This is a genomic window from Pseudomonas sp. JQ36 (genome assembly GCF_053851495.1).
On the sequence record NZ_CM132642.1, the window covers coordinates 1,000,871 to 1,012,641 of the forward strand.

Below are 11,771 nucleotides of genomic sequence, written 5' to 3' on the forward strand. Positions count from 1 at the left end.
CAGCCACCATCATTGTTGAATGACACACCGTATTCGCGAGCAAGCCCGCTCCCACAGGGGGATTGCGCAGTTTTCACAATGGCAGTGACTGCCTCAGTTGCTGCGCCGCCGGCGAGTCCGTCGGGCTGACCATCGCATAGTTGTACCCGCCACCGGACCAGTAATCGGCCTGCAGATCGCCGTCGCTGCGGCTACCGCGTGGCAGGAAGGTGTTCTTCGGTCCCGGTGGCCGCACGTAGAAACTGACCTTGTGGCCGCTGCGATCCTCATACATGACCATCGCCGCCGGGCCTTCGTTGGTGCTGAGCAGGCGGCCGCTGACCGGTTCGAAGCCGGCGGATTTCAGATCCGGCAAGCGACTGGCCTGGGTGAAATAGCGGTCGAGCCAATGCTGCATGTCGCCGTCACTGTCGACTTTGTAGTCCGCCGGCAAAATCCCTTGCTGGGCGATCAAACGATAGGCCTGCAAGGCATCGGTCATCGGCAGCATGGAGGAGCGCACGAGGGTCATCTCCCGCGCCTGCCAGCCACTGAAGCCGCCGATGCCGACCGCGATCAGCAACACCGCCGCGCTGGCCAGGTGGCGCCGCGACTGACGCTTGAGGCGCTGGCGAATCAGCGCTGGATCGAGCTCCGGATTGGCCGGTTGCTGCAAGGCACCACCCAGGGCTGCGCGCAACAACTGGGCGTCGTGCTGCCAGGCGCGCACTTGCGCGGCGGCTTCCGGGTGAGTGGTCAGCCAGGTGTCGACCAGACGCCGGTCGGCTTCGTTGAGTTGGTGATCGACGTACGCGTGCAGGTCGCGCTCGCTGGGGGGCATGCTGATCATTTGAGTATCCGCAAGGAAGGGCTGCTGATTTCGCCGTCGCTGAGCTGGCGCAAGGCCTGGCGGGCGCGGGACAGGCGCGACATCACGGTGCCGCTGGGGACGTTGAGGATTTGCGCGACTTCCTTGTAGCTCAGGCCTTCGACCGAAACCATCAACAGCAGCGCGCGTTGCTCGCTGGGCAGTCGATCGAAGGCTTGCAGGGTCGATTGGGCGATCACGGTGCGCTCGGTCGAGGGTTCGGCATCGTCGCGACCGGTGAAGAATTCGAGCATCCGCGCATAACGACGCGAGCGCCGATGGGCATCGAGAAACTGGCGATAGAGGATCGCGAACAGCCACGCGCGCACGTCACCCTCGGCGCGTTTCTCGCCCCAGCCGGACAGGGCCCGCTCAAGGCTGGCCTGCACCAGATCGTCGGCGCTGCTGCTGTTGCGGGTCAATGACACGGCAAAGCGGCGCAATCTGGGAATGATTTCTCTCAACTGTTCGTCGAATTCGCTCATGAATTTCTACTAGTCACTACGCTGTGGACTAGGGAGACGTCTGCCGTTCGAGGTTATTCCACGTTCGGAAAAATAAATACCGGGCCATGGAATAAATCCCGATGGGGCGCGTCTTGCTGATTCTTCCTACTTGTGGCCGATGGCCCTGGAGTTATTCATGGTTGATCGCACTTCACCGTCGGGCAGGCCGTCGCGCCCACCCTTGAGTGCCGCGAGCACAGTGTTGCGCCTGACGGCGATTGCCGTGGTGGTTGCCGCAGTGGCCGGGGCGTTTGCCTACGTGCACGGTAACCTTGACCCACAACGTCTGACGCCCAAGGCGCTGGTCGATGTGCTGGAGAAAAACAACGGCGTGCACCCCGGATTTCGCCGCAATCACGCCAAGGGCGTGTGCGTGATCGGACATTTCGAGAGCAGTGGCGAGGCGCGGGCGTTTTCTTCCGCGCAGGTGTTCAACGAGGCGCAGACCCCGGTGGTCGGACGCTTCGCATTGCCGGCGGGGAATCCCTATGCCCCGGACAGCAGTGTGCCGATCCGCAGCCTGGCGCTGCGTTTCACCCAGGCCAACGGGCAGCAATGGCGCACCGGGATGAACAGCATGCCGGTGTTCCCGGTCGGCACTCCCGAGGCGTTCTATCAGTTGCAGCAGGCGCAGTCGCCGGACCCGGCCACGGGCAAACCGGATCCGTCGAAAGTCCCGGCATTCTTCGCTGCGCATCCGGAAGCCGTGCCGTTCCTGACGTGGGTGAAGACCGCCAAACCTTCCGCCAGCTATGCCACTGAAACCTACAACAGCGTGAATGCGTTTTATCTGGTCAACGCCAGCGGGCAGAAGCAGGCGGTGCGCTGGAGTGTCACGCCGCTGGCGCGTGATGCCGCCGGAGCCTCGGCGCCGGAGGGTGCGGATTTTCTCGAGAAGGATCTGGTGCAGCGTCTGGCCGAGGGGCCGTTGCGCTGGCAGTTGAATATCACCTTGGCCAACCCTGGTGATCCGGTGAACGACGCCAGCAAAGCCTGGCCCGAGGGCCGCAAGGTGATCAACGCTGGCACGCTGGTGCTGGAGAAGACTCAACCGCAGCTCAGCGGCGAATGCCGTGACATCAACTACGATCCGCTGGTGTTGCCGGCTGGTATCGAGGGTTCCGACGACCCATTGCTCGCGGCGCGTTCCGCCGGTTACGCCGATTCTTATCTACGGCGTACCAGTGAAGTCAGCCAATTGCCCGCCGCCAAACAGGAGGCTCGCCCATGAGCACGCAACCGACTCATTTCGCTCTCTTGGCGCGCCTGCTGCACTGGCTGATGGCGGTAATGATCATCGCCATGTTGTTCATCGGCGCCGGCATGGTCACTTCGGTTTCACAGCGGCATGAATGGCTGATCCATCTGCATAAGCCGCTGGGGATTGCGATTCTGCTGCTGGTGGTCGTGCGTCTGTTGGTGCGGTTTTCCACCCGCCAGCCGCCACTGCCGGACGATCTGCCGGGCTGGCAGGTGCTGGCGGCCAAGGCCTCGCATGTGTTGTTGTACGCGTTGATGCTGGTGCTGCCGCTTCTCGGTTGGGCGATGATCAGTGCGTCGGGGGAGCCGGTGATGCTCAGCAATACCTTGCACTTGCCGTCGATCCTGCCAGCCGATGCGCAAGTGTTTGCCCTGCTGCGCAAGGCGCATGGCTATTTGGCGTACCTGTTGTTTCTGACCGTGCTGTTGCACCTGGCGGCGGCGCTGTTCCATGGTTGGGTGCGCCGCGACCAGGTCCTTGACAGCATGTTGCGCGGTCGTGATCGCGACTAGCCCGCCTGGGTGGCGCACCGCTGGGGTGCGCCATTTTTCAGGGTCAGCCACCAGTAACCCAGCGCCATCGCATTGATAGCGGCACCGAGCAGACACACGCCGGTCCAGCCGGCCCAGGCGTACATCGCCGTCGACGTAATCGAACCCAATGCACTGCCGATCGAATAGAACAGCATGTAGCCGGCAGTGAGACGGCTTTGCGCTTCGGGGCGCACGTTGTAGATCATGCTCTGGCTGGTGACGTGCACGGCCTGCAAGCCCAGATCGAGGGTGATCACGCCGAGCAACAGCGCCCACAACGAGGACTGGGTGAGGGCGATCGGCAGCCACGAGGCGAGCATCAGCAGCAGCGACAGACCGCTGACCCATTGGCCCAGACCGCGATCAGCCAGATGTCCGGCCCGCGCAGCGGCGAGTGCACCGGCGGCGCCGGCCAACCCGAACAGGCCAATTTCGCTATGGGATAACGACAGCGGAGGGGCGGCCAGCGGCAGCACCATCGGCGTCCACAGCACCATGGCGCTGGCAAAGGTCAGCAGCGCGAGAATCGCCCGTTGCCGCAGCACCGGCTCTTGCCTGAACAGGCTGAACACCGAAGCGATCAGCTCGACGTAACCACTGGGCGGCTGCGCGGCTTCATCCCGGGGCAATACGCGCAACAGCAGCAGCGCCATCAGCAGCGTCAGCCCCGCCGACAGCAGATAGATCGCCCGCCAACCAGCCAGATCAGCCATGGCCCCTGCAATCGTGCGGGCGAGCAGAATGCCGACGACGATGCCGCTGGTGACGACGCCGACTACCCGGCCGCGTTGCGCCGGAACGGCCAATGTCGCGGCGTAGGCCACCAGTATTTGCGTGACCACGGCGAGCAAACCGGTCAGGGTCATGCCGAGCAGCAACCACGCGCTATCGGGGGCCAGCGCGATCATCAGCAGGGCGGCAGCCGAGAGCAGGGTCTGAGTGACGATCAGCCGGCGACGGTTGAGCAAATCGCCGAGCGGCACCAGCAACACCAGACCGAGGCCATAACCGATCTGCGTCAGGGTGATGACGATGCCGATGGTTGCCGGCGCCATGGCGAAGGCCTCGGCCATGGCGTCCAGCAGCGGCTGCGCGTAATACACGTTGCCCACGGCCAGTCCACAGGCGATGGCGAACAGCAGCACCACGCTGCTTTTGAGGGGTTGAGATTGCATGCCCTGATTCCTTTTTGGGTTTCAAATTAAAACCAGAATCAAGGTAGGCAGCTTGGTTTTAATTTGCAACCTTTTTGGTCGTGGCATTTGATTGCGCAAAAAAAGATCGCAGCCAACAGCTGCGATCTTTGGATGGAGCGGGGGAGGGATCAGCGCAGAGTGTCGACCATGTCGGCGATGGTGGTCAGCACGTCCTTGCCCAACTGTTTCGAGCGCTTGCCCGACCAGCCCGTTTCTTTGTCCGGATGGTCGTCGTGATCCTTGAACGGCATTTCCAGGGTCAGCGACAGGCAGTCGTACTTCTGACCGACAGCGTTGCAGGCCAGGGTCATGTTGGCCTGGCCCGGTTCGTCGCGGGTGTAACCATACTTGGTCTGGAAGTCTTTGGTGGTGTGCTTGAGGTGCGTGCGGAAATGCTCTTCAAGCTTCTCGATACGCGGCGTGTAACCCGGGTTACCTTCACAACCGGCGGTGAACACGTGGGGAATTTCTTCGTCACCGTGTACGTCGAGGAACAGATCGACGCCGTACTTTTCCATCTGCTGTTGTATGAAAAGTACCTCGGGGCTGACTTCCTGACTGGCGCTCTGCCAGGCGCGGTTCAAATCCTGGCCCATGGCGTTGGTGCGCAGGTGACCGTGGAAGGCGCCGTCCGGGTTCATGTTCGGCACCAGATACAGATCGGCGCTGGCCAGCAACTTGTTCAGCACCGGGTCGTCGTGGCGTTCCAGGCGTTCGATCACACCTTCCATGAACCATTCGGCCATGTGCTCGCCCGGGTGCTGTTGCGCGATGATCCAGATTTTGCGCTGGCCTTCGGCGCCGCTGCCCTTGCGCAGCAGCTGAATGTCACGACCCTCGACGCTCTTGCCGGTGGCCAGTAGCTCGGTGCCGGCCTTGCTCAGCGCTTGCTCGATCAGCCAGTCATGACGACCGCGGCTGTAGGGTTCGAAGTAGGCGAACCAGGCGTGGGTCTGCTCGGCTTCGAGGCAGAAGCGCAGGCTGTCGCCTTCGAAGCTGGTAGGAATACGGAACCAGTTGACGTGGTCGTAGGACGCGACAGCCTGATAGCCAGTCCAGGCCTTGTTGTAAGAGGATTGACTGGCGTTGACCAGGCGAAACCAGTGTTCCTGATGGACATGCAGGCCGCTGGCCTTGAAGTGGAACCACTGGAAGTGAGCGCTGCGGGTATCCGGGCGAATGGCCAGAACCGGGTTGAGCGGATTGGAGATGTCGATGACTTGAATGTTGCCGCTGTCGAAGTTGGCGCTGATGTCGAACGAAGATTTGGCCACGGTCATAATCGGTTCCTGAATATGATTTTTATGGCGGCTACTTTACACGCAAGACAGGGCTGAAACCGAGGGAAATTGCGGGTTGCGGTGGGGGGCGTCTTCCGTGACGCGCAAGCAGCTTAGAGAGTGTGCGATTGATTCTCAAGTGCTAATTGTCATTAGTTTGGCCCAATCCGGCCGGGCTTTGCTTGCCAAGCGATATTCTTTTGATATTATCCGCGCCATCGAATTTGCAACACCAACGTCTTCATTAGCCTGAAGCCATAAGCCCGAAAAACGGGCAAAAAAAGACCCGGCAAAAAGCCGGGTCAAAAACCGTGATTAGCCTGATGAGGAGATAGTCCAGAAGACCGACCTAAGGTCTCTGGTCCATCGACTGATCTCGCGACCAGCTGCTTGCAATAATAATCATTATCATTTGCAAGTCAAATGTTTTTATCTGCTCGATGGGAAAAATCTTTCCTGTCCGTCCGCTTCCCGTGTCCGTCAGAGCTGTTCGCCATCGATTGAATGGTCGACCATCGCCCGCGCCATATCCACCATGTGCACCACCGAAAAGGCCAGGTCGCGGCTTGCGCCCTGCAGATTTTCGGCTGCCTTGAAGGCAGTGGCCGCTGCACAGCGCAACAGATCTGACGCGTGCACCAGGGCTTCTTCGCCGCTGAGATGGCGTTTCACATTGAAAAAACGCTCCTCGACCTCGGGTTCTGAAACAGCTGGTTTCAAGTAATAATCCAGCGCCCGCTGCGCTGCCGCGTTGCCTTGAGGGGAGGTGAACGTGGTGTCCATTTGCAGATCGGGCAAGTCTTTGCTGCTGATATTCATGGTGAAGGGTCACTCCTTGTTCGATTGAAGATCCGTGCTTTCAGCATAGTACGATGCGTAGTTGTGACCAGAATTTAAATACTACAATATGTGTTTTGTCGGCCGAAGGCGGGGCAAGTAAGGTGCCGCACATGGATAAATGGATTGAGTTGGTCAAGGCCAAGATGAGTGAACTCAAAATCACTCAAACAGAGCTCGGAGAGCGCGTCGGCATGTCCCAGGGCGGCATCGGCCATTGGCTGAACAAACGTCGCGAACCGGGCATCACCCAAATGAACCGCGTGTTGCAAGCGCTGGGCATGGACTTCCTCGAAGTCGTGCTGGTGATCCGTGAGCCGCAGGAATCCACGGATGACGAGATGCCACTGGCGCAGAAGTACAACCCGTACTTCCGCTACCCGGTCAGCGACTGGCGCACCTCGTGTGAAACCCGCGAAAGTGCAGCCACGAGCTATACCCCGACGCAGGACAAGCAGCGCTTCGAACTGACGGATTATCACGCCCGTGGTGCAGCGTTCTGGCTGACGGTGGCGGGGGACTCGATGACCGCACCCACCGGCCAGAGCATCGCCGAAGGCATGCTGATCCTGGTGGACCCGGAGGTGGAAGCGGTGCCCGGCAAACTGGTGATCGCCCAGTGGCAGAACAGCGAAGAAGCGATCTTCCGCAAACTGGACGAAGAGGGCGGCCAGCGTTACCTGGTACCGCTCAATCCGACCTGGCCCAAAGCCCTGTTCACCGAGGAGTGTCGAATCATCGGCGTGGTGGTTCAGGCTACGGCGCGTTTCTAGTCAGATCGATCCTCGCGCGGCGTAGGATCGATCTCCCATTTACACGGCTTCCAATTCAACCAAAGCGCTGCCTTCGCCGACCATTTCGCCTTCATGGCAATACAGCGCTTTGATCACTCCCGCATGGGGCGCGCGAATGCTGTGCTCCATCTTCATCGCCTCCAGCACCACCAGTTGCGCACCGGCCTCGACCGATTGCCCGGCCTCCACCAACACCCGCACGATGCTGCCGTTCATGGGCGCAGTCAGACCGCCCTGATGGCTGTGGCTGGCGTCGACGGCGCTGATCGGATCGTAAGTCTGAATGCGCCGCAACTCGCCGTCCCATTGCAGGTACAGCGAATCGCCCTGACGAATTGCCCGCAAGGTGCGGCGCACGCCATCGTGCTCGACGACCAATGCTTCATCCGTCAGTTTGGCGTTGTCGGCGGTGCTCAAGGTCAACGCCCGATCCTGACCTTCACAGCTCAAATGCAAGGTGATTTCCGCCGGCAACCCCGCGCGCAAACCGCTGTTCAACGCCCACGGCGAACCGAGGTCATCCGCCCGAACAGTGCCCGGCAAGCTCTGCGCGAATGCCTGCGCTGCGGTCTGCCAGAACTCATCGCTCAACGCACGCGGCGCTGGTAACAACTGTTCCTGATAACGCGGAATAAACCCGGTATCCAGCTCCGCGGCGGCAAACGCCGGATGCGCGATGATCCGCCGCAGAAAGTTGATGTTGGTCTTCAAACCGCCGATCGCGAACTCATCGAGCATGCTCAACAGCCGCAGGCGCGCCTGCTCTCGATCTTCGCCCCAGGCGATCAGCTTGCCGAGCATCGGGTCGTAGAACGGCGAAATTTCATCGCCTTCTTCTACGCCGCTATCGACCCGACGCCCAGGTCCTTCAGCCGATTCACGATACAAATCCAGGCGACCGGTAGCCGGCAGGAAATCATTCGACGGATCTTCGGCATACAGGCGCACTTCAATCGCATGGCCATTGAGCGGCACCTGATCCTGGGTGATCGGCAACGCTTCACCGCGCGCCACACGAATCTGCCACGCCACCAGATCGAGGCCGGTGATCGCTTCGGTGACCGGATGCTCGACCTGCAGACGGGTATTCATCTCCATGAAGAAAAATTCGCCACGCGCATCGAGCAGAAACTCGACGGTGCCGGCACCGACGTAACCGATCGCCTGCGCCGAACGCACGGCCGCTTCGCCCATGGCGCGACGCAGTTCCGGGGTCAGGCCCGGGGCCGGGGCTTCTTCGACGACTTTCTGGTGCCGGCGCTGAATCGAGCAATCGCGCTCGTTGAGGTACAGGCAGTTGCCGTGTTGGTCGGCGAACACTTGGATTTCCACGTGACGCGGTTTGAGCAGGTATTTCTCCACCAGCATCCGCGAATCGCCGAACGACGACTGCGCTTCACGTTGCGCCGAGGCCAGGGCTTCGGCCAGTTGGCTGACGTCCTCGACGACTTTCATGCCTTTGCCGCCGCCTCCGGCAGTGGCCTTGAGCAGCACCGGATAGCCGATGCGTGCGCAGGCATCGCGGAAGGTTTCGAGATCTTGCGCCTCGCCGTGATAGCCCGGCACCAGGGGCACACCGGCGGTTTCCATCAGCGCCTTGGCCGCCGATTTGCTGCCCATCGCGTCGATGGCCGAGGCAGGCGGGCCGAGGAAAAGCAGCCCGGCCTGTTCAATGGCGCGAGCGAAACCGGCGTTCTCCGACAGAAAACCGTAACCCGGGTGAATCGCCTGAGCGCCGCTGGCCTTGGCCGCTGCGATCAGTTTGTCGATTTGCAGATAGCTGTCGGCGGCTTTGCTGCCCCCGAGATCAACGCGGATATCCGCTTCGCGGCTGTGCCGCGCTTCGCGGTCGGTGGCACTGTGCACGGCGACGGTGGTCAGGCCCAGCGCCTTGGCGGTACGCATGACCCGGCAAGCGATTTCGCCACGGTTGGCCACCAGCAGGGTGGTGAGAACAGGTGCGCTCATCAACGCGGCTCCTTGGTGGTGGATGCGGCTTGCCAGCTTGGCGGACGTTTTTGCAGGAAGGCGCGCAAGCCCTCCTGGCCTTCAGGGCTGACGCGGATGCGTGCGATGGCGTTTTCGGTGTAGCGGCGCAGAGCTGGGGTCAGCGCGCCGTTGCCGACTTCGCGCAGCAGATCCTTGCTGGCGCGCATCGCGGCGGGACTGTTGAGCAGCAGATTGTCGATCCATTGCTCGACGGCTTGATCAAGCTCGGCGGCCGGGTAGCTCTCGGACAACAAACCGATTTCCCGCGCACGCTGCCCGCCGAAGCGCTCGGCGGTCAGCGCATACCGACGCGCCGCACGTTCGCCGATGGCCTGCACCACGAACGGACTGATCACCGCCGGCGCCAGGCCGATGCGCACTTCCGACAGACAGAATTGCGCGTCATCGGCGCCGATCGCCATGTCGCAGCAACTGATCAGGCCTAGCGCGCCGCCGAACGCCGCGCCTTGCACCACGGCCACGGTCGGGATTTTCAGCTTGGCGAGGTTGTACATCAGCTCCGCCAATTCGCGGGCGTCGTCCAGATTGGTGTGGTAATCGAGTTCGGCTGACTGCTGCATCCACGCCAGATCGGCGCCGGCGCTGAAGTGTCTGCCACGCCCGCGCACCAACAGGAAACGCAGGCTGGCGTCGCTGGCAACCTTGTCCAGCGCCAGAATCAGTTCGCGGATCATTTCTGCGTTGAACGCGTTGTTCTTTTCCGCACGGTTGAGCCACAGGGTGGCGAAACCCCGTGGGTCGTTGTGCAGTTCAAGGGTGTTGAAGTCGCTCATATTCTTCCGTCTCCACGGTTTCTGTGGGAGCGGGCTTGCTCGCGAAGACGGTCTTTCAGTTCCGGATACGTCAACTGAAACACCGCTTTCGCGAGCTAGCCCGCTCCCACAAAAAAGCATCACATCCGGAACACGCCGAAGCGGCTCGGCTCGATAGGCGCGTTCAACGACGCGGACAGGGCCAGGGCCAGCACATCGCGGGTCTGCGCCGGGTCGATGACGCCGTCGTCCCACAGCCGTGCGCTGGAATAGTAGGGATGACCCTGCTCTTCGTACTGATCGAGGATCGGTTGCTTGATCTCGGCTTCCTGCGCGGCGCTGAAGGCCTGGCCGCTGCGTTCGGCCTGCTCGCGCTTGACCTGCACCAGCACGCCCGCAGCCTGTTCGGCGCCCATCACGCCAATGCGCGCATTCGGCCACATCCACAGGAAGCGCGGATCGTAAGCGCGCCCGCACATGCCGTAGTTACCGGCGCCGAAACTGCCGCCGATGATTACGGTGAATTTCGGCACCTTGGCGCAGGCCACCGCCGTCACCAGTTTCGCGCCGTGCTTGGCGATGCCTCCGGCCTCGTACTTCTGGCCGACCATGAACCCGGTGATGTTCTGCAGGAACAGCAGCGGAATGCCGCGCTGGCAGGCCAGTTCGATGAAGTGCGCACCTTTTTGCGCGGCTTCGGCGAAGAGGATGCCGTTGTTGGCGAGGATCGCGATCGGGTATCCATGCAGGTGCGCAAAACCGCAGACCAGGGTGGTGCCGAACAGCGCCTTGAACTCATCGAACACCGAGCCGTCGACCAGCCGCGCAATCACTTCGCGCACGTCGAATGGCTGTTTGGCGTCGGCCGAAACCACGCCATATAACTCGTCGCTGGCGTACAGCGGCGCAATCGGCGTGCGCTGCTGCACTTCGCCGAGCTTGCGCCAGTTGAGGTTGGCGACGCTGCGGCGGGCGAGGGCGAGGGCGTGTTCGTCGCTCTCGGCGTAATGGTCGGCCACGCCGGAAATCTTGCAGTGCACATCGGCACCGCCGAGGTCTTCAGCGCTGACCACTTCACCGGTCGCGGCTTTCACCAACGGTGGGCCGGCAAGGAAGATCGTCGCCTGATTGCGCACCATGATTGCTTCGTCCGCCATCGCCGGCACATAGGCGCCGCCAGCGGTGCACGAACCCATGACCACGGCGATCTGCGGAATGCCCATCGCGCTCATATTGGCCTGGTTGAAGAAGATCCGGCCAAAGTGCTCGCGATCCGGGAACACTTCGTCCTGACGCGGCAGGTTGGCGCCGCCCGAGTCCACCAGATAGATGCACGGCAGGCGGTTTTGCTGGGCGATGGTCTGCGCGCGCAGGTGTTTTTTCACGGTCAGCGGGTAGTACGAGCCACCTTTCACCGTCGCGTCGTTGGCGACGATCATGCACTCGACGCCTTCGACCCGGCCGATCCCGGCAATCACCCCGGCGGCCGGTACGTCTTCGCCATACACGGCGTGCGCGGCGAGCTGGCTGATCTCGAGAAACGACGAGCCCGGATCGAGCAGACGATTGATCCGCTCACGCGGCAGCAATTTACCGCGCGAGGTGTGCCGTTCCTGGGCTTTCGCGCCGCCACCCTGCGCCACTTGGGCGAGCAGGGTGTGCAGGGCGTCGACCTGTTCAAGCATCGCCGCGCTGTTGGCGGCGAACTCCGCTGAACGGGGGTTGAGCTGGGTATGCAGGATAGCCATGTGCAGC

The 11,771-nt window shown here is 61.8% G+C and carries 11 protein-coding genes; 3 read left to right on the forward strand and 8 right to left on the reverse strand.

All coding sequences use genetic code 11. From position 1 onward, the window contains the following. Positions 1–73: 73 nt before the first annotated feature. Positions 74–829 (reverse strand): anti-sigma factor family protein, encoded by a 756-nt coding sequence (locus ACS4NR_RS04535; RefSeq protein WP_456019205.1) that lies wholly within the window; start codon positions 827–829, stop codon positions 74–76. Continuing rightward, positions 826–1,332 carry an RNA polymerase sigma factor gene (locus ACS4NR_RS04540; RefSeq protein ID WP_103369274.1) on the reverse strand — a complete coding sequence of 169 codons (507 nt, stop codon included), beginning with the start codon at positions 1,330–1,332 and terminating at the stop codon, positions 826–828. Before ACS4NR_RS04540 ends, ACS4NR_RS04535 begins: the two co-directional genes overlap by 4 nt. A gap of 157 nt (positions 1,333–1,489) precedes the next feature. Between ACS4NR_RS04540 and ACS4NR_RS04545 the strand changes: the two genes are divergently transcribed. Further along, positions 1,490–2,584, forward strand: a complete 1,095-nt coding sequence (locus ACS4NR_RS04545) for a catalase family peroxidase (RefSeq protein ID WP_456019206.1) — start codon at positions 1,490–1,492, stop codon at positions 2,582–2,584. Beyond that, positions 2,581–3,126: a cytochrome b gene (locus tag ACS4NR_RS04550; protein ID WP_166496722.1), complete on the forward strand. Its 546-nt coding sequence runs from the start codon at positions 2,581–2,583 to the stop codon at positions 3,124–3,126. The genes ACS4NR_RS04545 and ACS4NR_RS04550 overlap by 4 nt, the downstream gene beginning before the upstream one ends. On the opposite strand, the gene ACS4NR_RS04555 is transcribed toward ACS4NR_RS04550, so the two are convergent. From ACS4NR_RS04555 to ACS4NR_RS04565, 3 genes are all read right to left on the reverse strand, one after another. Next, a complete protein-coding gene (locus tag ACS4NR_RS04555; RefSeq protein ID WP_456019207.1) occupies positions 3,123–4,322 on the reverse strand; it encodes an MFS transporter in 1,200 nt (399 codons plus the stop codon). The two genes, ACS4NR_RS04550 and ACS4NR_RS04555, sit on opposite strands and share 4 nt — an antisense overlap. Before the next feature lie 149 nt (positions 4,323–4,471). Next, positions 4,472–5,623: a M14 family metallopeptidase gene (locus tag ACS4NR_RS04560; protein ID WP_456019208.1), complete on the reverse strand. Its 1,152-nt coding sequence runs from the start codon at positions 5,621–5,623 to the stop codon at positions 4,472–4,474. 480 nt (positions 5,624–6,103) lie between these two features. Beyond that, complete coding sequence (locus ACS4NR_RS04565; protein WP_027614617.1) at positions 6,104–6,442, reverse strand: DUF6124 family protein; 339 nt, start codon at positions 6,440–6,442, stop codon at positions 6,104–6,106. A 131-nt stretch (positions 6,443–6,573) separates the two neighbouring features. On the opposite strand from ACS4NR_RS04565, the gene ACS4NR_RS04570 reads away from it, so the two are divergent. Then, entirely contained in the window at positions 6,574–7,233 is a 660-nt protein-coding gene (locus ACS4NR_RS04570; protein ID WP_456019209.1) for a LexA family protein, read from the forward strand. 39 nt (positions 7,234–7,272) lie between these two features. Here the strand turns inward: ACS4NR_RS04570 and ACS4NR_RS04575 are convergent, their stop codons facing one another. The 3 genes from ACS4NR_RS04575 to ACS4NR_RS04585 form a co-directional block, all read right to left on the reverse strand. Continuing rightward, positions 7,273–9,222: an acetyl/propionyl/methylcrotonyl-CoA carboxylase subunit alpha gene (locus ACS4NR_RS04575; RefSeq protein ID WP_456019210.1), complete on the reverse strand. Its 1,950-nt coding sequence runs from the start codon at positions 9,220–9,222 to the stop codon at positions 7,273–7,275. Next, positions 9,222–10,037, reverse strand: a complete 816-nt coding sequence (locus ACS4NR_RS04580; protein ID WP_103369280.1) for a gamma-carboxygeranoyl-CoA hydratase — start codon at positions 10,035–10,037, stop codon at positions 9,222–9,224. The genes ACS4NR_RS04575 and ACS4NR_RS04580 overlap by 1 nt, the downstream gene beginning before the upstream one ends. 119 nt (positions 10,038–10,156) lie before the next feature. Continuing rightward, complete coding sequence (locus ACS4NR_RS04585) at positions 10,157–11,764, reverse strand: carboxyl transferase domain-containing protein (RefSeq protein ID WP_456019211.1); 1,608 nt, start codon at positions 11,762–11,764, stop codon at positions 10,157–10,159. Positions 11,765–11,771 lie beyond the last annotated feature (7 nt).

Excerpts from the sequence above, each read along its gene's own strand:
- ACS4NR_RS04535 (WP_456019205.1), bottom strand. The coding sequence starts at position 829 with ATGATCAGCATGCCCCCCAGCGAGCGCGACCTGCACGCGTACGTCGAT.
- ACS4NR_RS04540 (WP_103369274.1), bottom strand. The coding sequence starts at position 1,332 with ATGAGCGAATTCGACGAACAGTTGAGAGAAATCATTCCCAGATTGCGC.
- ACS4NR_RS04545 (WP_456019206.1), top strand. The coding sequence starts at position 1,490 with ATGGTTGATCGCACTTCACCGTCGGGCAGGCCGTCGCGCCCACCCTTG.
- ACS4NR_RS04550 (WP_166496722.1), top strand. The coding sequence starts at position 2,581 with ATGAGCACGCAACCGACTCATTTCGCTCTCTTGGCGCGCCTGCTGCAC.
- ACS4NR_RS04555 (WP_456019207.1), bottom strand. The coding sequence starts at position 4,322 with ATGCAATCTCAACCCCTCAAAAGCAGCGTGGTGCTGCTGTTCGCCATC.
- ACS4NR_RS04560 (WP_456019208.1), bottom strand. The coding sequence starts at position 5,623 with ATGACCGTGGCCAAATCTTCGTTCGACATCAGCGCCAACTTCGACAGC.
- ACS4NR_RS04565 (WP_027614617.1), bottom strand. The coding sequence starts at position 6,442 with ATGAATATCAGCAGCAAAGACTTGCCCGATCTGCAAATGGACACCACG.
- ACS4NR_RS04570 (WP_456019209.1), top strand. The coding sequence starts at position 6,574 with ATGGATAAATGGATTGAGTTGGTCAAGGCCAAGATGAGTGAACTCAAA.
- ACS4NR_RS04575 (WP_456019210.1), bottom strand. The coding sequence starts at position 9,222 with ATGAGCGCACCTGTTCTCACCACCCTGCTGGTGGCCAACCGTGGCGAA.
- ACS4NR_RS04580 (WP_103369280.1), bottom strand. The coding sequence starts at position 10,037 with ATGAGCGACTTCAACACCCTTGAACTGCACAACGACCCACGGGGTTTC.
- ACS4NR_RS04585 (WP_456019211.1), bottom strand. The coding sequence starts at position 11,764 with ATGGCTATCCTGCATACCCAGCTCAACCCCCGTTCAGCGGAGTTCGCC.